This window comes from Sphingobium sp. ba1 (assembly GCF_000743655.1).
Classification (GTDB): domain Bacteria; phylum Pseudomonadota; class Alphaproteobacteria; order Sphingomonadales; family Sphingomonadaceae; genus Sphingobium.
This window is the reverse complement of the sequence record NZ_JPPQ01000069.1, coordinates 1,282,870-1,301,333: the sequence shown is the minus strand read 5'-3', so window position 1 is coordinate 1,301,333 and position 18,464 is coordinate 1,282,870. Positions and strand designations below refer to the sequence as shown.

Annotated in this window: 17 protein-coding genes; 12 read left to right on the top strand and 5 right to left on the bottom strand. The window is 62.5% G+C overall.

The genetic code is table 11. From position 1 onward, the window contains the following. Nucleotides 1-68 precede the first annotated feature (68 nt). Nucleotides 69-308: a hypothetical protein gene (locus tag IL54_RS24085; RefSeq protein ID WP_052027628.1), complete on the bottom strand. Its 240-nt coding sequence runs from the start codon at nucleotides 306-308 to the stop codon at nucleotides 69-71. Between IL54_RS24085 and IL54_RS09330 the strand changes: the two genes are divergently transcribed. Further along, complete coding sequence (locus IL54_RS09330; RefSeq protein ID WP_076605487.1) at nucleotides 268-894, top strand: FUSC family protein; 627 nt, start codon at nucleotides 268-270, stop codon at nucleotides 892-894. The genes IL54_RS24085 and IL54_RS09330 overlap by 41 nt on opposite strands. Before the next feature lie 121 nt (nucleotides 895-1,015). Continuing rightward, complete coding sequence (locus IL54_RS25895; RefSeq protein ID WP_419555358.1) at nucleotides 1,016-1,174, top strand: ribosome modulation factor; 159 nt, start codon at nucleotides 1,016-1,018, stop codon at nucleotides 1,172-1,174. 51 nt (nucleotides 1,175-1,225) lie between these two features. Here the strand turns inward: IL54_RS25895 and IL54_RS09325 are convergent, their stop codons facing one another. The 4 genes from IL54_RS09325 to IL54_RS09310 form a co-directional block, all read right to left on the bottom strand. Then, a complete protein-coding gene (locus IL54_RS09325; RefSeq protein ID WP_037475055.1) occupies nucleotides 1,226-2,638 on the bottom strand; it encodes a diguanylate cyclase in 1,413 nt (470 codons plus the stop codon). Nucleotides 2,639-2,789: 151 nt separating this feature from the next. Beyond that, nucleotides 2,790-3,512: an SDR family oxidoreductase gene (locus IL54_RS09320; protein ID WP_232016162.1), complete on the bottom strand. Its 723-nt coding sequence runs from the start codon at nucleotides 3,510-3,512 to the stop codon at nucleotides 2,790-2,792. Next, nucleotides 3,509-4,477, bottom strand: coding sequence for a quinone oxidoreductase family protein (locus IL54_RS09315; RefSeq protein WP_004207066.1), 969 nt, complete (start codon nucleotides 4,475-4,477; stop codon nucleotides 3,509-3,511). Before IL54_RS09315 ends, IL54_RS09320 begins: the two co-directional genes overlap by 4 nt. Before the next feature lie 49 nt (nucleotides 4,478-4,526). Next, nucleotides 4,527-5,093, bottom strand: a complete 567-nt coding sequence (locus tag IL54_RS09310; RefSeq protein ID WP_004207065.1) for a TetR/AcrR family transcriptional regulator — start codon at nucleotides 5,091-5,093, stop codon at nucleotides 4,527-4,529. A gap of 531 nt (nucleotides 5,094-5,624) precedes the next feature. On the opposite strand from IL54_RS09310, the gene IL54_RS09305 reads away from it, so the two are divergent. The 10 genes from IL54_RS09305 to IL54_RS09260 form a co-directional block, all read left to right on the top strand. Next, a complete protein-coding gene (locus tag IL54_RS09305; RefSeq protein ID WP_017503672.1) occupies nucleotides 5,625-6,299 on the top strand; it encodes a TetR/AcrR family transcriptional regulator in 675 nt (224 codons plus the stop codon). Nucleotides 6,300-6,418: 119 nt separating this feature from the next. Next, nucleotides 6,419-8,170: a PHA/PHB synthase family protein gene (locus IL54_RS09300; protein WP_004207062.1), complete on the top strand. Its 1,752-nt coding sequence runs from the start codon at nucleotides 6,419-6,421 to the stop codon at nucleotides 8,168-8,170. A gap of 3 nt (nucleotides 8,171-8,173) precedes the next feature. Next, nucleotides 8,174-9,598, top strand: coding sequence for a bifunctional enoyl-CoA hydratase/phosphate acetyltransferase (locus IL54_RS09295; protein WP_004207061.1), 1,425 nt, complete (start codon nucleotides 8,174-8,176; stop codon nucleotides 9,596-9,598). Then, on the top strand, nucleotides 9,595-10,788 hold the full coding sequence (locus IL54_RS09290; RefSeq protein ID WP_037475053.1) for an acetate/propionate family kinase: 1,194 nt from the start codon (nucleotides 9,595-9,597) through the stop codon (nucleotides 10,786-10,788). The genes IL54_RS09295 and IL54_RS09290 overlap by 4 nt, the downstream gene beginning before the upstream one ends. After that, nucleotides 10,785-11,558: an enoyl-ACP reductase FabI gene (gene fabI / locus IL54_RS09285; protein WP_004207059.1), complete on the top strand. Its 774-nt coding sequence runs from the start codon at nucleotides 10,785-10,787 to the stop codon at nucleotides 11,556-11,558. Before IL54_RS09290 ends, fabI begins: the two co-directional genes overlap by 4 nt. Then, nucleotides 11,555-12,790 (top strand): phospholipase A, encoded by a 1,236-nt coding sequence (locus tag IL54_RS09280; RefSeq protein WP_036526765.1) that lies wholly within the window; start codon nucleotides 11,555-11,557, stop codon nucleotides 12,788-12,790. The genes fabI and IL54_RS09280 overlap by 4 nt, the downstream gene beginning before the upstream one ends. Nucleotides 12,791-12,809: 19 nt before the next feature. Next, a complete protein-coding gene (locus tag IL54_RS09275; RefSeq protein ID WP_037475050.1) occupies nucleotides 12,810-13,787 on the top strand; it encodes an HlyD family secretion protein in 978 nt (325 codons plus the stop codon). After that, complete coding sequence (rbbA, locus tag IL54_RS09270) at nucleotides 13,784-16,573, top strand: ribosome-associated ATPase/putative transporter RbbA (protein WP_037475047.1); 2,790 nt, start codon at nucleotides 13,784-13,786, stop codon at nucleotides 16,571-16,573. The genes IL54_RS09275 and rbbA overlap by 4 nt, the downstream gene beginning before the upstream one ends. After that, on the top strand, nucleotides 16,570-17,697 hold the full coding sequence (locus IL54_RS09265; RefSeq protein ID WP_017503204.1) for an ABC transporter permease: 1,128 nt from the start codon (nucleotides 16,570-16,572) through the stop codon (nucleotides 17,695-17,697). The genes rbbA and IL54_RS09265 overlap by 4 nt, the downstream gene beginning before the upstream one ends. Before the next feature lie 33 nt (nucleotides 17,698-17,730). Beyond that, nucleotides 17,731-18,464 (top strand): TolC family protein (locus tag IL54_RS09260; RefSeq protein ID WP_193378834.1); only part of this gene is annotated, 734 nt, incomplete at its 3' end.

The following is an 18,464-nucleotide window of genomic DNA, read 5'->3' as shown; positions in this document are numbered from 1 at the left end:
GCCTGGACTTTCACCGATAGCTTTGGAACGGAGCCGCCGATACCCCGACGGCTCTGGTCGCGCTGGTTTCAGGCCAGGATGTCCGCGCCACCAAAGACAATCTGGTTGCGAACTTGCGGTTGAAACAGCCCATAGAGAAATTTCCCACTGTCTGCGCTGACTGCATCGAGCGCCGCAACATGCTTGTCTGACAAGTGAAGCTTGAGCGCTGAGATATTGTCCGTCACCTGTTCGGCACGACTGACGCCCATCAAGGTGATAGGCACCATGATGGTCAATCGCCGCACAGCAGCCATCGCAATCGGCATGATCCTGGCCCTGCCCGGCTTGATGGGCTTGGATGCTGTTTACTCGTCAAGCTTTACATTTTTCGCCAACGCCGCAATCGCGCAAGTGGTCGGTGCGCTGCTAGCGGTGCTGGTTCTGGAGGCCGTCCGCACGATTGGAGCTGAAAAGGCAAGCTTGCGTTTGATGCGCGCCGGTTGGCGCGATCTTGCCGGGCGAGCAGGTTTGCGCCACATGCCCGACACCGCCAAATGGATCAACACGATGCTGGATCGTATCGGCCTGCTGACACCCAGGCTAATAGAGATCGGCGGCGATACGTCAACTCCTTTGCTTGAGATTTTGCGCGACACACGCGTCGGAATTTCTCTCGACGAACTGCAAAGACTACGGCGTATCGCGAGCCCTAAAGATGCCCGTCTCCTTTCGCTTGTTTTGGGGCGAGTAAGGCAGCACTACGCGCGCAAATCGACAGCGGCAGATCGCACTGACGACGCGCTTGTCCGCACCATAGATTTGGCCATGAGCAAGTTTTCCGGCAATGGCGTAGGCGAAAAGAGGCTCGCCACACTCGCATTGACGAGCTTGCGTCGCAATGTCGTCTCCTGATTTCAGCGAAAACACGGAACTGGAATGCAAAGGAGCGCTTGGCCTGTTCGTTCTGGCAGTCGGCGCGATTATGCTCCGCCGCCGTCGCCGGGCAATCGGTTGATCGGGAAGGAGCCCATCAGTGCAATTCGACCATGCATATCGATGGGGTCTGAAGGCCGCACAGGCCGGCTTGCCGCGTCACGCCAATCCCTACCGTGCCTCCCATGTTCGGGCAGCATGGGAGATTGGTTATGCAAGCCACGCAAGTGGCGGTCTCGAGCGATACCGCCACCGATAAATCCAGGAAACTTGGAGCCTGATGCCCGTAAACATCTGGGTGTAAAGAACGTCATGTGGCAAGCGGCCAAATCCCCTTCCCGCCTTCTCCATAAATCGGGGCGAGTTCCACCGTGTTGCGACCTGCGGCCTTGGCCCGATAGAGTGCCTCATCCGCGGCCTTGATCAGGAATTTCTGATCGGGATGGCCGGAATGCAGGGCAATGCCGATCGACGCGGTGACACTGAGGCCGCCCGAGCTTCCCGTTTCGAAAATATGGCCCTCCATATCTGCCCGAATGCGCTCCGCTATGTTGGCCGCAGCCTCGATGCCTGTCTCGACTAGGACGATCAGGAACTCCTCGCCCCCGTACCGGAAAACGAAGTCCGTCGCCCGGACATTCCCGACGATCACTTGTGCCACCTGCCGGAGGACTTCATCACCGACCTGATGGCCGTGCCGATCATTGATCGCCTTGAAGTGGTCGATATCGACCAGCATGACGCTGAGCGCTGTCCCGTTCTCCTTCGCGAATGTGACCTCGCGGCCAAGTATGGCAGGCAGGAAACGGCGGTTAAGGGCACGGGTCAGCGGATCGCGTCCTCCTTCCATGGTGCTTAATGTCTGGAAGAGATCAGCGACCAGGAAGGAAATTTCGTCAACTGCGGCGCGCAAATCCGCCAAGGCGGATGAGCCATCCTGACGCTTACGGGGAGCATCCAGCTCTGGCAGGAGCATCTCATCGATGCGCTCGACAAGTCGGACCACAGTGCTGAACTGCGCCGATTGCTCAAACATGAACTGTGCCCGATGCCGAAGCCAAAGTCCGAAGGCGGAATCGCCCAAGCGGAGCAACCCGCCACCAGGGCCAGCTTGCAGAAGCGCGAACAGTGTGTTCTGGCTCCACTCCATCAGGCTGGCGCGCTGCGTCTCTTTGTCGACTGCAGCGTCCTGATCCAGAGAGAAGAGCCGATAGGCTTCATCTAGTCTCGCTCTTGCCGTGGTGTCCTTTACATAGGACTGGCTGATGAGCATGACGGCCGTGTCCATTCGCGCATCAGCAAGTTGAAGCGCGCGAATGCCTACCAACGGATCGACTGCCTGACCCTGCAGCAATTCAGCGAGCCGTGTCTTGATCACCAGCGCGCCTGTCATTACGAGATGGACCGGAATCTTGATGCGAGCGTGGACTTCGCCAATGATCTTCTGGCGGGCCTGCTTTTCGGGGGAGTCGCGAATGTCCTGTCCGAAAAACAACTGCGTGAGCCACTCAATGAGGGAAGAGCTGAGCCTCTCCTGCACCACAGCGTGGTTCAGGAACTGGGCAGCCTCCTGGTCACGAAGCAGCGTATCGTAGAACAAAGCGACGAGTTCACGGCCATGTTCGGCAGCCATCTCCGCGAGAAGTTTGAGCGGCGCATGGGAGTGCCGGCTATGGGCGGGCAGCTTCGCCGACCCTTTGATCCGCTCTTCGTCCGTAAACATCAATGTGATCCCTTCCGCGCCCCTTTAAGGGCGATGCCTTACCCAGTCGACGTCCAATAGAATTGAGAGAATGCGCAGAACGTCAATCATGAGAAGGGCGCCCGGCAATTCTCGTCGTCATCGACCGAACTGCAGTATTTCGTGGCGATCGCTAGAGCACATACCCGCCATCGATCGTCAGACTGGCACCCGTCATGTAACCAGCCGCCGGGCTAATCAGATAGGAAACGAGCGACGCGACCTCCTCCGCTTTGCCGACCCGCCCAAGTGGAATGAGGTCGCGCAGGCGCGGAACCATCGCAGCCGTCAGATCGGTTTCGATCGGTCCCGGCTGGATGTTGTTGACCGTGATACGCCGGGGCGCGAGGTCGAGAGCGACGCCCTTGACCATGGTCGCGACGGCGGCCTTGGTCATGGCGTAGACGCTGCTGCCCTGCGAGCCAGTTCGAATAGCGGTGTTGCTGCCGATCGTGATCACGCGCCCGCCATCGCGCATCCGCGCGGTCGAAGCCTGGATGGCGAGGAAGACGCCGCGCACGTTGACGTCGAGCATCAGGTCGAGATCCTCGAGCGTGAACGCCTCGATTGTCGCGCGGCGAAGGACGCCGGCATTGACAACCACGACGTCGAGCATGCCCAACCGATCGACCGCATGCGCCACTGATGCGGTGATAGCATCGGCATCGGCGCTATCAGCCTGAATCGCGATGGCGCTGCGTCCCAGGCCGTTGATCGCTTGGACAACCTCAGCGGCGCGATCAGGTTGCGAGACATAGGTCAGCGCCAGATCGAAACCATCTCCGGCGAGCCGGTTTGCGATGGCGGCGCCAATGCCACGCGATCCCCCGAACACCATGGCGACCCGAGCGCTCACGGGATCAGCACCAACTTTCCGGTGGTCCTGCGGCTCTCCATATCCGCGTGGGCCTTCGCCGCATCCGCAAGGGCATATTCGCCGCCGATCCGGACCTTGAGCCTGCCGTCCGCGACCCACTGGAAGAGCTGCGCGGCATGCTTGCGAAGCAGTTCCGGGGTATGGATATGGTCGAAGAAGACGGCGTAGCCGATCTTGATGCTCCTGGGCAGGCTCATGATATCGAGTGGCCCTGGCCCACCCAGCACCGGGCCATACCAGCAGAAGGTGCCCGACCGGCGCAGGACGTCGAGTGAACCCTGAAACGTTGTCGGTCCCGATCCATCATAGACGACATGGACGCCCTCTCCATCGGTCAGGCGCAGGGCCTCTTCGGCAAATCGCCCTTCCGTATCGACAATGACGTGGTCGGCGCCCGCCTCCCGGGCGGTGGCGACCTTTTCTTCAGATGAGACCCGACCGATCACCTGGCCGCCGCGCAACTTGATGATCTGGGTCAGGAGCAGGCCAAGACCTCCTGCCGCAGCGTGAACGAAGGCGATATCACCGGGCAGGACCGGATAGAAGTCGGTCGCGAAATGGCTGGCGGTCAGCCCCTGCATCATGATCGAGGCCGCCGTTCGATCGTCGACCGCATCGGGAACCGGCACCAGCGACGTTGCCGGGATCGCGACCCGCTCAGCATAACTGCCGGGCGCATAGACCCAGGCGACACGCTGGCCGGGCTGAACAGCCTCGACGCCTTCGCCGACTGCCAGAACTCGACCGACGCCTTCGACGCCCAGGATCTTGGGATTGGGCATGTCAGTCCAGGCAATCCCCTGACGCACGCCGATATCCATGAAGTTGACCCCGGCAACCGCGATCTCGACCAGCGCCTCGCCCGGCCCGGCGACAGGCTCCGGTCGCTCGATCTGCTCCAGCACCTCGCGGCCACCGGTCGCGGTCATCACCACTGCTCGCATGTCTTTCTCCTATCTTGAATGATCGTTCAGTAATTGGTCAAAAAAGGGGTCAGCGCAGCGCGCGCATGACCATCTCCTGCAGGGCAGCCAGGGTTGATCGGTCGGCGCCGCCACGCCCGGCGACGCGGATCCCGGCGATATTGGCGATCAGGAATTGCGCGAGAGCCTCGGGATCGAGGCTGGCTGCAACATCGCCCTCACGCTGCGCGTCGCGCATGCGCGAGGCGATGGCCATGTGCAATGTCCTGCCCAGTGCTGCATGGATATCGACAAGGTCCGGCCGCGATGCGCCGAACTCACAGGTCGAGCCGACGCCGAGACAGGGCGTGGCTGCTGTCTCCACGACGCGCCGCAGCATGGCCCCGATCCCGTCAATGGCGCGCGCGCCGCTGCGAAGCGCCTCGAAATGCGCCGCGCATTCGCCCATGCCGTAGCGCCGCACCGCCGCGCAATAGAGCTGCCACTTGTCGCCGAAGGCCGCGTAGAGGCTCTGCCGCCCAATGCCCATGGCGTCCACGAGCATCTGCGCCGAACTGCCCTCATATCCATGCTCGCTGAACACGGTGATCGCACCGTCCAGGGCAGCATCCGTGTCGAATTCCCGAGGTCTTGCCATAGGTCATGTATAGCGATTCGGGAACGATCGTTCAAGTATGGATACTCGGTTTCCGTGCGACACCCTCAGCGGGAAGCAGCGACCGTGGCGCCTCCCGAGACGGACGAGAGTCGGCTAGTTTCGCTGGGCTTGGGTTCGCCCGGTCGCCGCGAGGATGAACGGATAGCCCGATGACCTCGGCCGCTGCGTTACCTCTTCGAGCGAGGCGAAGCTCGGGGCGTGCGGGCTTCAGCTTCCGCAGCCTCTCCACTCTGTTCCATATTCTTGAGATCGCGCTCAATGCGGAGCCGCGAGGCGCTGCAGTTCGGTTATGAACTCGTCGCCCCGGCGGCCCGGTTGTGATGGGAGCGAGCACTGCGTGGTAAAGGTGTCTGATCGACGCCAGGCGTCGCGATCACTCACCAGCGGGACTGCCGTATTTTCAGAGGCGCTTCGCCCATCCTCTGCTGATCGTTCGATTTTTCGGCCGAACAGGCATTGTGCAAGTGCAACCCATAATATATGTTCAATTGAACATATCATGGAGTCTACATGCCGACAGAGGTCGCCATTCATCCTCTCCCGTCGCCCCGAGGCCGCAGGCAGAAGGATATGGTTGGTGGCAGACAGGAATTGCTGGCGGCTGCCATCTGCGCATTTTCGCATGACGGGTTCGAGCGCGCAGATCTGAGAGGAATCGCATCGGCCGCTGGCGTCAGTCAAAACCTCATCCGCGTGCATTTCGGAAGCAAAGCTCAACTCTGGAAAGCCTGCCTGGAAGCGATAACACAGAGCACGACCGGAATAATCGCGGAAATTTCCAAGATTGCCTCAGACGATAGCCGTTCGGTTCATGACCGACTTTGCGACGCGATTACGCGCATAATCTATTTTTATTCGGACCATCCCTATGTGAGGGATTTTGTCGTTCGGCACGCAGCGGATAGGTCTGAGCGGTCGACATTGGTTACGGAACAACTGATCCATCCTGCCTATGAAAGTTGTCGGACGCTTTACGAGGCCGGAATCGCTCAGGGCATAATCAGGGCCAGTCACCCTGCGCTCTTTTTCGCGTTGCTGAGCGCCGCTGCCAATCAACCCGCCAGCTTTCCTACTGTCCTGCGATCGCTTGCTCCCGAGATCCCTGAGGACGCCGCCCGAATTCTCATCGCAGAGACCATCGTCGAGACTTTGCTCCACGGCGAGCCATGCGCTCCGCCGCGGTGAACCTCAAAGGGGAGGTACTTAACCTTTCTGCAGGCTGCCGAGCGCCTGCGCAAAGAAACACAGCAGAGGGACTCGCCTGCTCGCAGGCATTGCCGCTCTGCCGCCGCAGGAGATTGAGCATGTCGATCGATGAACACCAAACCGACCCCCTCGACGGCCTCGCCGAGACGCTCGATCACGCAGCGGCTGCGATGGTGGCTCAGGCAACGCATGGCCTGTCTCCCGCAACGCTTGTTCAGGCATGGTCGGACTGGGCGCTCCATCTCGCCATCTCTCCGGGCAGGCAGTTGCAACTGGCTACCAAGCTGGGTCGCAAATATATGCGACTGGCTGATTATGCAGCCCGGCGCGCCGGCGATCCCGACACCCTTCCCGCAATCGAGCCGCTGCCCCAGGACCGCCGCTTCGACGACCCTGCCTGGCGGGAACAGCCCTATGATCTTCTCGTGCAGGCATTTCTGCTGACCCAGCAATGGTGGCACGCCGCCACGACGGGCATAAAGGGCGTGGACCGTCATCATGAAGACATGGTTGCGTTCGCGGCCCGCCAAATCCTCGACATCGTCGCGCCGACGAACATTATCGCGGCGAATCCCGTGCTCCAGAAGCGGATCGTCGAAACAGGCGGGCGCTGCCTCATCGACGGCATCGAGCATCTTTTCGAGGACATGAGCCGCCTTGCACGAGGGGAATCACCGGCGGGAGTTGAGGCGTTCCCGGTTGGCGAGACTGTTGCCGCGACGCCAGGAAAGGTCGTCTATCGCAACGAACTGATCGAACTGATCCAGTATGAACCGACGAGCGGGATGGTCCATCCGGAGCCGGTGCTGATCGTGCCCGCCTGGATCATGAAATATTATATTCTCGATCTTTCGCCGGACAATTCGCTGGTCCGCTGGCTGGTGGGCCAGGGTTACACGGTCTTCGCCATCTCCTGGCACAATCCGGGCAGCGCCGACCGCAACCTCGACATGGACGCCTATCGACGGCTGGGCGCGATGGCAGCGATCGATGCCATCCACGCGATCTGCGGCGACGCGCATATCCACGCGCTGGGTTATTGTCTCGGGGGCACATTGCTGTCCATCGCCGCAGCCGCAATGGCGCGCGATGGCGACGACAGGCTGGCGAGCGTCACCCTGCTCGCGGCCCAGACCGAGTTCAGCGAACCCGGAGAACTTGGCCTTTTCATCGATGAGTCCCAGCTCAATCTGCTCGAGAACATGATGTGGAGCCGGGGCTATCTCGACAGCAGCCAGATGGGCGGTGCGTTCGAGATTCTGCGTTCGAACGATCTCGTCTGGTCGCGGATCCTCACCGAATATCTGATGGGCGAGCGTGCGCCCATGAACGATCTCATGGCGTGGAACGCCGACGGCACGCGCATGCCTTATGCCATGCACAGCCAGTATCTGCGCCGTCTGTTTCTCGATGATGATCTGGCCGAAGGCAAATACAAGGTCGACGGCCGGGCTATTTCCCTGTCGGCGCTGCGCAAACCGATGTTCATCGTAGGAACCGAACGCGACCATGTCGCGCCGTGGAAGTCGGTCCACAAGATCCACATGCTCTCCCCGGCCTCCATCCGCTTCGTGCTGACAAGCGGCGGTCACAATGCCGGCATTGTATCGGAGCCGGGCCACAGGGGGCGTCGCTACAGCGTGCTCGATCGTGTGGAAGACGGCCCCGTGCTCGACGCGGAGGAATGGCTTACGCGCGCCGAGCCGCATGAGGGAAGCTGGTGGACCGCCTGGGGCGAATGGCTGGTCGACCATTCGAGCGAGCCCGTCCCGCCTCCCCCGATGGGATCGCCCGACAAGGGATATCCCGCGCTCTATCCGGCACCTGGCCACTATGTGAAGGAGCGTTGAGCGATGGCCGGTCCAGCGATGATCGAAAACCGCACCTTCGATGAAATCGAAGTTGGCGACACCGCATCGGTCACACGAACGCTCGAGCCGGAAGACATTCAGCTTTTCGCCCTGGTGTCTGGCGACGTCAATCCGGCTCACCTCGACGCGCAATATGCCGCGACCGACATGTTCCGCCACGTCATTGCCCACGGCATGTGGGGCGGCGGCCTCATCTCCGCCGTCCTCGGAACGCAACTACCCGGTCCTGGCACCATCTATCTGGACCAGTCGTTGCGCTTCCGCCGCCCCGTCGCACCGGGCGACACGATCACCGCCTCGGTCACCGTCGTCGAGAAGCGTGCGGAGAAGAAAATCCTGATCCTCGACTGCCGCTGCGCCAACCAGCATGGCGAGGATGTCATCACTGGCCAGGCCCAGGTGATCGCGCCCGGCGAAAAGGTGCTGCGCCCGCGCGCGGAGCTGCCGGACGTTCGCCTCAACGATCATGACAAATATCGCCGGCTGATGGAGCTTGCCGGTGGTAGCGATCCGGTCCCGACGGCGATCGTGCATCCTTGCAGCGAAGCCGCCATCACTGCGGCGCTCGATGCGGCGCAAGCCGGATTGATCGCCCCGATCCTCATCGGGCCCGATGCGAAGATCAAGGCCGCAGCCACTGCGGCCTCGCGCGCGATCGACGGTTTCCGGATCGTGCCGGTGGCGCACAGTCATGCCGCAGCGGCCAAGGCGGTGGAACTGGTGCGCACGGGCGAAGCGCAGCTCGTCATGAAGGGATCACTGCACACGGATGAACTGATGGGCGCGGTAGTCTCTTCCGCTACAGGCCTTCGCACCGAACGACGGATCAGCCATGCCTATGTCATGGACGTGCCTGGCCGGCCGACACCGCTCATCATTACCGATGCCGCTATCAACATCGCCCCCTCCCTCGAGGAAAAGGCCGACATCATCCGCAACGCCATCGATCTCGCGCATGTGATCGGCATGGAGGCGCCCAAAGTCGCGATCCTCGCTGCGGTCGAAACCGTCAACCCGGCAATGCCTTCGACGCTGGATGCGGCGGCGCTCTGCAAGATGGCGGATCGCGGGCAGATCAGCGGCGGCATTCTCGATGGACCCCTCGCCTTCGACAATGCGGTCAGCGAGGCCGCGGCCAGGGAAAAGGGTATCGTTTCCGAAGTTGCGGGCCATGCGGAAATTCTGGTCGTGCCCAACCTCGAAGCCGGGAACATGCTGGCCAAGCAGCTCACATTCCTGGGCGGCGCCGACGCGGCCGGTATCGTGCTTGGCGCGCGCGTGCCGATCATCCTGACGAGCCGTGCCGACAGCCTGCGCACGCGTCTCGCGTCCTGCGCAGTGGCGGTGCTGATGGCGCGCGCCGTGACGCCGGCAGCCCCTGGATTGCCCGGGGGCAAGAGTGCATGAAGGCGGTCGTCAGCCTCAATTCCGGCTCGTCGAGCATCAAATTCTCTCTCTTCGCCATGGAGCCGGGAGGCAGCCTCCAACTCGCGGCCGGCGGAAAGATCGAGAAAATCGGGATAGTGCCAGCGCTGAAGGCCCGAGGGACGGACGGTACGATCCTGCTCGATCGCACCTGGCCGGATGGCGCAGGCCTTACCCACGCCGACTTGCTGGCCGATCTTTTTTCCTGGGCGATGCAGCATCCACTTGAAGGCTATGAGATCGCCGCCATCGGACACCGCATCGTCCATGGCGGCACAGAATTTTCCGTCCCGCGGCGCATCGATTCTGAATTGATCGACAAGCTGGAAGCACTTTGTCCGCTGGCGCCCCTGCATCAGCCCCATAACCTGGCTGCCGTCCGGGCGATCACCAAGCTTGATCCCGACCTGCCTCAGGTCGCCTGCTTCGACACCGCTTTCCATCATGACAAGCCAGCCCTCGCCTCTCGTTTCGCAATCCCCCGTGCGCTTCACGACCAGGGCATCCGTCGCTACGGTTTTCACGGCCTTTCCTATGAATATATCGCCCGGCGCCTCGCCGCGATCGACCCGGCGCTGGCCTCGGGCAAGGTCATCGCCGCACATCTGGGCAATGGCGCGAGCCTTTGCGCCATGGCGGCGGGGCAAAGCGTCGACACGACCATGGGGTTCACCGCGCTCGACGGTTTGATGATGGGCTCCCGCTCGGGCAGTCTCGACCCCGGTGTCGTGCTGCATCTCATGACGCAGATGGGCATGGGCGCCAAGACGATAGAGGATATGCTTTACAGGCAATCGGGCCTTCTGGGCGTGTCGGGCATTTCCAGCGACATGCGCACGCTTGCCGCGAGCGACGCACCCGAAGCGAAAGAAGCGATTGATCTCTTCGCCTGGCGGGTAGCCCGTGACACCGGCGCCCTTGCCGCTTCGCTGGAGGGTGTGGACGGGATCATCTTTACTGCTGGCATCGGCGAAAATGACGCGGGCATGCGCAGTCTTATTGGTCGCCGGCTCCAATGGCTGGGCCTTGAGATCGATGATCGCGCCAATGCTGCAGGTGAGACGCTGATCAGCGCCCCCGAGAGCCGGATCAAGGCCCTCGTCATCCCCACCGACGAGGAACGCATGATCGCAATTCACACGCTCAGCCTGCTGCAGGAGACCGCCCAATGACACCGCTTGTAGATCTGACCGGCAAGCGCGGCCTCGTCATCGGGATCGCAAACGAACATAGCATCGCGGCAGGATGCGCGGAGGCATTTGCCCGGTGCGGCGCCCGGCTTGCCGCCACCTATCTCAACGAAAAGGCAAAGGACTGGGTCCAGCCTGTCGTCGACCAGCTCGGCGTCGAATGGACTGCGCCGTGCGATGTACGCATCCCCGGCGAACTCGAGGCGCTTTTCGGCCAGGTGCAAGAACGCTGGGGTGGCCTCGATTTCCTGCTGCACTCGATCGCCTTCGCGCCGAAGGAGGATCTCCACGGTCGGGTGGTCGACAGCAGTGCGCAAGGCTTCTCGACGGCGATGGACGTGTCCTGCCACAGTTTCCTTCGCATGGCGAAGCTCGCCGAACCGCTGATGGCAACGGGCGGATGCCTGCTTTGCGTGACCTTCTATGGTTCGGAGCGGGTGGTCGAACACTATAACCTGATGGGTCCCGTCAAGGCGGCCCTGGAAAGCGCAACGCGCTATGTCGCCGCGGAACTGGGCGCCAAAGCCATTCGGGCACACGCTATTTCACCAGGGCCGATTGCCACCCGCGCCGCAAGCGGAATCGACCGGTTCGACGAATTGCTCGATCGGGCTGCCGCGCAGGTTCCCGCAGGAAAATTGGTTGACGTAAGCGACGTCGGCGCGCTGGCCGCCTTCCTCGTCAGCGATGCCGCGAAGCGGATCACCGGCACGATCATTCCGGTCGATAACGGGCAGCATCTTTTCGCGTGATCGTTCGGGCTGCCCCTCTTGCCCTCGCAGCCAGCGCCGTACTGGCGTCGCAGGCGCACGCGCAAGCTGCTCTGGAGTATGTCGTCCAGCGCGCAGGCAACCGCGATCAGAGCGGACATATCCTTGTCGATGTGCGCGTTCTCAATGCCGGGGCGGCCGCGCAGGAGGTTCGCCTTCCCGACGAGGTTGCGGCCGATCTGGTCAGCAACGGCACGTATCGAAAGGTCTGGCTGCAACGAGGCGAAAAACAGGCTGCGGTTCTGACGATCCGGGCCAATGGCTTTGCGGCGGCGCGCTACCGGATCGACTTTCAGGACGTCATGGACGGCGCGGCCTTGTCCATTCCCTCCTGGTCAACGCAGCAAATCCTCCTGACGATCGGCGTCGATCCTGAGGCCGACCGCTCTGCCCCGGTCGCCCTGACTGCCGCGCCCTCGCTCACGCCTCCGACCTCTCCGCAGATATCGCCAGACTCCGTCACACCATCGCCGACAGACCGAACCCGGGGCAATGCTTTCATCCCCAATCTCTCGGTCTACGAACCGATCTATGCGGTCTATGGCCCCGGCACCAACACAGACGCACGCATCCAGATCAGTTTCAAATATCAGCTGTTCGGAAGTCGAGCGCGGATGGACCGCTCTCCCTCGCTGATCGACGGCCTCTATTTCGCCTATACCCAGCGCATGTTCTGGGACGTGGCGGCGAAATCCTCGCCCTTCCGCAATATCGATTATCAACCCGAGCTCTTCTATCTCTCGCCTGCCCTGCCCGTGTCAGATAAGGCCACGATCAGCGGCCAGATCGGCCTTCGCCATGAGTCCAATGGACGCGATGGCGCAGCCTCGCGCAGCCTCAACATGCTCTATCTGGCCCCGATGGCCGGCTTCTCGCTCGGCGAGGACCGAAGGCTGACGATCGCGCCGCGGCTGTGGCTCTATCTCGGAAACCTTTCGGACAATCCTGACATTCGCCGATATCGCGGCAATAGCGGGCTTTTCATTGAGGCCAGCGAGGATGATGGGCTGCGCGTCTCGGCTTCTACCCGTCTCAACCTGGGTAGCGGCAAGGGAGCTCTGACCGCCGAGCTCTCCTACCCGTTCCGGCGTATCCTGGGCGGAGGCCCGGACTTCTATCTCTTCGGCCAGGGCTTCACCGGCTATGGCGAAAATCTGCTCGACTATAACAAGCACGTGACGCGCCTGCGGATCGGCGTGGCGCTCGTGCGATGAACGCTCAAGGAGGTATAGCGTGAAGCTGCGGGGCCCTATCGTCATTCCCATTCTGGCCGTCGTCCTCATCGCCCTGGCTTTCGGGCTGTGGTGGATGTTTGGACGCACCGACAAGCTCCCCGATACCATCGTGCGCGGCAACGGCCGTCTCGAGATGACGCGCACCGATATTGCCGCCAAATATCCTGGCCGCCTGATGTCGCTTGACGTCCATGAAGGTGATCTCGTCGGGGCGGGTCAGGTCATCGCCCGGCAGGATGATGTAGACCTCAAAACCCAACTCGCCGGAGCGCTTGCCAAGCGCGAACAGGCAGTATCCGCCCTCATGCGCGCGCAAGGGGAGCTCGCCGCGCGGGACAGTCAGGCTCAGCTCGCCCGCATCGACTGGGTCGAGACCGGCAAGCTGCGGGAGCGTGACATGGTCTCGAACGTCGAGCTGGAGCAGCGTCGCCTGGCCTTGGGTGCTGCGCAAGGTGGCGCCCAGGCGGCGGGCGGCGGTGTCGGCGAGGCACGCTCGGCCATTGCCCAGGCCGACGCCCTGATCGCGCAAACCAGAGCCGGCCTTGCCGACCTGCGGATCATCGCACCGACGCCCGGGCGCGTCGAATATCGGATCGTCGAGCCTGGAACCATGTTGCCACCGGGCGGCAAGATCGTGTCGCTGGTCAATGCCGAGGATGCCTGGCTCACCTTCTTCCTGCCCGCTTCGGTCGCCGGCAAGATCAGGATCGGCGACGAGGCACGCATTCTTCCGCAGGGTTTTGGCGACGCCATTCCCGCGCGCGTCAGCTTCGTGGCGCCCGGTGCGCAGTTCACGCCAAAATTCGTCGAGACGGCCAGCGAACGCGAGAACCTGTCCTACCGGGTGAAGCTGCAGATCGCGCCTGATCTCGCCCGTGGCCTGGACGGAAGGCTGAAAGCCGGCATGACGGCGGACGGGTTCGTGCGCACCGATACGCGCCAGCCCTGGCCCGACCTCACCAAGATCGACAAATGATCCCGCCCGCTCAGATCCTCCCCGAAGAGGCGATACGGATCGAAAGCCTTTCGCATCGATATGGCGGTATCATCGCCCTGAACGAGGTTTCGCTCTCCCTGCCCAAGGGGAAGACCACCGCGCTGGTCGGGCCCGATGGCGTAGGCAAGTCGACGCTGCTCGGCCTCATATCCGGCGTGAAAAAGCTGCAAACGGGACGTCTTTCGGTTCTCGGCTTCGATCTCACCGAGCGTCGCAAGCGGGAGGAGTTCCTTTCCCGCGTCGCCTATATGCCCCAGGGGCTTGGTCGCAATCTCTACCCGACGCTTTCCGTCCGCGAGAATATCGACTTCTTTGGTCGCCTCTTCGGACTGTCTGCAGTCGAGCGGGAAGCGCATATGCGGCGCTTGCTGGACGCGACGGGGCTTGCACCCTTTCCGGACCGGCCCGCCGGCAAACTTTCGGGCGGCATGAAGCAGAAGCTGGGCCTGTGTTGCTCGCTGGTGCACGATCCGGATCTGCTCATCCTCGACGAACCCACCACGGGGGTAGACCCTCTTTCACGACGGCAGTTCTGGGAACTGGTGGATGCGATGTGCGCGGAGCGGCCGGACATGACCGTGCTGGTCTCCACGGCTTACATGGAAGAGGCAGAGCGCTTTGGCCACCTCGTGGCGATGGACGATGGCAAGGTGATCGCGCAAGGGGATACGCGCGAGATCATGCGTGACGCGGGCGCGGATACGCTCGAAGCCGCCTATGTTCGCCTGCTTCCGCAAGACAAGCGGCCATCGGGCGACGCGCTGGTCGTGCCGGCCTGGCAGGACAAGGGCGAAGCGCCGGCAATCGAGGCGCATGATCTGACGCGGCGCTTTGGTGATTTCGTAGCGGTCGATCATGTGAGCTTTCGCATCGGACGCGGCGAGATATTCGGTTTTCTGGGCTCGAACGGCTGCGGCAAGACCACGACCATGAAGATGCTGACCGGCCTGCTCGATGCGACGGACGGAACGGCCAGCCTTTTCGGGCGGCCGATCGCCCCCGGAGACATGGAGACGCGCATGCGCGTGGGCTATATGTCGCAGGCCTTCTCGCTCTATGAAGAGCTTTCGGTTCGCCAGAACCTGGTCCTTCATGCGCGGCTCTATCGCGTGCCACGCCAGCAGGCAGGCGAACTGGTTTCGGCCGCGCTTGCCCAGTTCGAGCTCGAAGCCCATGCCGATGCCGTTCCCGCCGCTCTGCCGCTCGGCATACGGCAACGCCTGCAACTCGCCGCCGCCTGCCTCCATCGACCCGAGATCCTGATCCTGGACGAGCCCACGTCCGGCGTCGATCCGGCGGCGCGCGACATGTTCTGGCGCCATCTGATCCGCCTCTCGCGCGATGAAGGGGTAACGATCTTCGTCTCCACCCACTTCATGAACGAGGCGGAACGGTGCGACCGCATATCGCTGATGCATCGCGGGCGGGTTCTGGCGGTCGGCGCGCCGACGGAACTCACACAGCGATATGATGCGCAGCGGCTCGAGGATGCTTTTATCGCTGTCCTCGAGAAGGATAATGACGAAGCGCCGACTGCTTCCGCCCATCTGCCGGTCGATGCTTCGGTCGCTTCGTCCACTCCTGCCGCCGGTGCGCGATCGACGGCTCCCGGCCGGCCGCGATTACCAACCGCTGCCGGCAGCTGGCCGGGCTTCGCCTGGGCCTTTGCCCGGCGCGAAGCGACCGAACTCATGCGCGATCGCATCCGGCTCGCCTTCGCGCTGATCGGCCCGATCATCCTGCTGTGCATTGCAGCCTACAGCATTTCCTTCGACGTCCAGAATATCCGCCTTGCCGTTCTCGATCATGACCGCAGTGCCGCCAGCCGTGACCTGCAACTTTATTTTGAAGGGTCACGCTATTTCCGGGTTGAGCCCGAACTTGCGAGCGACGCGGCCGCCGATCAGGCGCTGCGCGAGGCATCGACCAAGATGGTGCTGGACATACCCCCCGGCTTCGGACGCGATCTGACCGCAGGGCGGCGGCCCGCGGTCGACGTGCGGATCGACGGCGCGAGTCCTTTCCCCGCGTCGAACGCCCGCGCTTATGCCGAGGCTGTTCTCCTTCGCTACGCAATGGACCAGTTGCGGTCCGCGCAGCCCTTCGCTGTGCCTGATCTCTCGTCCACAATCGAACCGCGCTTCATCTACAATCAGGAGTTTCGCAGCATCTACGCCATGGCGCCGGGCGTCCTGATGCTCTGCATGATCCTCATTCCCGCGATGCTGACGGCCCTTGGGGTCGTGCGCGAAAAGGAAATCGGCTCGATCACCAATCTCTACGCTTCGCCGGCGAGCCTGGGCGCATTCCTGGTCGGCAAGCAGATGCCCTATGCCCTTCTTGCGATGATCAGTTTCGTGACGCTGATCCTGGTGACTGTCTTCATTTTGGGAGTACCGCTCAAGGGGTCCTTGCCGGCCCTTCTGATCGGCGGGTTCCTCTTCATTCTGTCTGTCACCGGGCTGGGGCTGATGATCTCGGCCTTTGTGCGCTCGCAGGTCGCCGCCATCTTCGCGACATCCCTCATCTGTCTTATTCCGTCGGTGAACTTCTCCGGGCTCCTTTACCCCGTTTCCACCCTGACAGGCCCGAGCCATATCATCGGGCTGACCTTCCCCTCCTCCTGGTTCCAGATCGTCAGTCTCGGCACATTCACCAAGGGTCTGGGCATGGCCAGTTTCGGCCAGGCCTATCTGGCCCTGATGGCGCTCGCATTCCTCTTCGTGGGCGGCGCACGCCTGATGCTGGGAAAGCAGGAGAAATGACGCGCTGGATTCTCAACGTTGCGCTTCTGAGCGGCAAGGAACTGCGCAGTGTCATGAAGGATGTGACGCTGATGGCGCTTATCCTCTTCGCTTTCACCGTGGCGATCCAGCTTGTTGCGAACGGGGTACGCGCAGAGGTCATGAACGCTTCGGTCGCGATCATGGACGAGGATCATTCCGAACTGTCGCGCCGGCTGCGCGATGCCATCCAGCAGCCCTATTTCAAACCACCCGAGGACATCGAGCGATCCGCGATCGGCCCTGCGATGAATAGCGGAAAATATATCTTCGTCATCGAAATCCCGCCCCGCTTCGAAGCCGATACGCTCGCGGGCCGGTCGCCTTCCGTCCAGATTCTCGTCGACGCGACCGCCATGACGCAGGCAGGTCTGGGCGCTGCCTATTTCCAGCAGATATTCGCGCAGGAAACGCTCGACTTCCTCCATGCCCGGGGCCTCCTGGAGGCGCTGCCGGTCCAGGTCGAAAGCCGGATGCATTTCAATCCCAACGCCCAGTCGGCCTGGTATACCTCGGTCATGCAGATCGTCACCAACGTGACGGTGCTCTCGATCATCCTCGTCGGCGCGGCGGTGATCCGTGAGCGTGAGCATGGCACGATCGAGCATCTGCTGGTGATGCCCGTGCGCGCCAGCGAGATCGCCTTCGCCAAGATCCTTGCCAACGGCCTCGTCATCCTGCTGGCCTCGATCGCGTCCCTCTGGTTCGTCGTTCATGGCGTTCTGGGCGTGCCGCTGACCGGATCTCTCCTGCTCTTCACTGCCGCGATGTTTCTCTACCTCTTCTCGGTCACCTCGCTCGGCATGTGGATGGCAACGCTCGCGCCATCCATGCCGCAGTTCGGGCTCTTCGCAGTGCCCGTCTACGCCATCGCTTATCTGCTCTCGGGAGCGGCAACGCCGCTCGAGAGCATGCCCTCGGCGATCCGGACGATTGCGCTATGTCTGCCGACCACCCAGTTCGTCAGCCTCTCCCAGGCGATCCTCTATCGCGGCGCGGGCGTGCGAACGATCCTGCCGGAACTCGCGATCATCTGCGGCTCGGGCGTGTTCTTCGTGGCGATGGCCGTCAGCCGCTTCCGTTCGATGCTCTCAAGGCAGGGCTAAAGGTCATGGATGACATCACCCAGGAAAATCAGAATGCATAGCCAATTGCTTCCTCCATCGCTCGCGCTGCTGCTCACCGCTTGCGCCAGCGTCCCGAACACGCCCGCGCACGCGCCACGCATCACTCCGCCCAATCGCCTGGATGCGGCGGCGGCGAACGACGCGGCAATAACCGGGACAGACCGCTGGTGGACGGCGTGGGGCGATCCCGCTCTTGATGCGCTGGTCGAGAAATCGCTCGAAGCAAACGCCGATATCCGCGCTGCAAAGGCCCATGTCGCCGCCGCGCGTGCGCTAGTCACTGTCGCGGAATCGGCGCTTTATCCTACCGTTGCCGCAAATGGCACAGCGTGGGCCAGTCAGAGCGATGCCGGGATCGATGACAAGTGGCAGGCCATGCTGCCGTCGCTGTCCGGAAACAGCGGCAGTGGATATCTGGTGGGTCTTGGAGCCACCTGGGAGGCTGACCTGTTCGGTGGACGCCATGCCGACGCCGAAATGGCGCGCGCGCTTTCCGAAAGCACCGCACGAACGGCCGATGGCGTCAGGCTCATGGTCGCCGCCGATGTCGTCGAAAATTATCAGCAGCTGCAGGGGCTGAGGCGGCGCCTCGATGTCCTCGATCGCAGCGAGGCTACGGCCAGTCGCCTTGTCGATTATGCGGCCGCCCGGCAGCGGACGGGCGCCGCGACAGCGGCCGATGTCACCCGCGCCCGCAATGGACTGGAGGCGCTGCGCGCCTCCCGCCCGGCCCTCACATCCCTCGT

What these genes read in the sequence shown, in the direction of transcription:
- IL54_RS09295 (WP_004207061.1), top strand. Translation starts at nt 8,174, where the DNA reads ATGGCCGGTCCAGCGATGATCGAAAACCGCACCTTCGATGAAATCGAA.
- IL54_RS09265 (WP_017503204.1), top strand. Translation starts at nt 16,570, where the DNA reads ATGACGCGCTGGATTCTCAACGTTGCGCTTCTGAGCGGCAAGGAACTG.
- IL54_RS24085 (WP_052027628.1), bottom strand. Translation starts at nt 308, where the DNA reads ATGCCGATTGCGATGGCTGCTGTGCGGCGATTGACCATCATGGTGCCT.
- fabI (WP_004207059.1), top strand. Translation starts at nt 10,785, where the DNA reads ATGACACCGCTTGTAGATCTGACCGGCAAGCGCGGCCTCGTCATCGGG.
- IL54_RS09330 (WP_076605487.1), top strand. Translation starts at nt 268, where the DNA reads ATGATGGTCAATCGCCGCACAGCAGCCATCGCAATCGGCATGATCCTG.
- IL54_RS09325 (WP_037475055.1), bottom strand. Translation starts at nt 2,638, where the DNA reads ATGTTTACGGACGAAGAGCGGATCAAAGGGTCGGCGAAGCTGCCCGCC.
- IL54_RS09300 (WP_004207062.1), top strand. Translation starts at nt 6,419, where the DNA reads ATGTCGATCGATGAACACCAAACCGACCCCCTCGACGGCCTCGCCGAG.
- IL54_RS09315 (WP_004207066.1), bottom strand. Translation starts at nt 4,477, where the DNA reads ATGCGAGCAGTGGTGATGACCGCGACCGGTGGCCGCGAGGTGCTGGAG.
- IL54_RS09290 (WP_037475053.1), top strand. Translation starts at nt 9,595, where the DNA reads ATGAAGGCGGTCGTCAGCCTCAATTCCGGCTCGTCGAGCATCAAATTC.
- IL54_RS09305 (WP_017503672.1), top strand. Translation starts at nt 5,625, where the DNA reads ATGCCGACAGAGGTCGCCATTCATCCTCTCCCGTCGCCCCGAGGCCGC.
- rbbA (WP_037475047.1), top strand. Translation starts at nt 13,784, where the DNA reads ATGATCCCGCCCGCTCAGATCCTCCCCGAAGAGGCGATACGGATCGAA.
- IL54_RS09310 (WP_004207065.1), bottom strand. Translation starts at nt 5,093, where the DNA reads ATGGCAAGACCTCGGGAATTCGACACGGATGCTGCCCTGGACGGTGCG.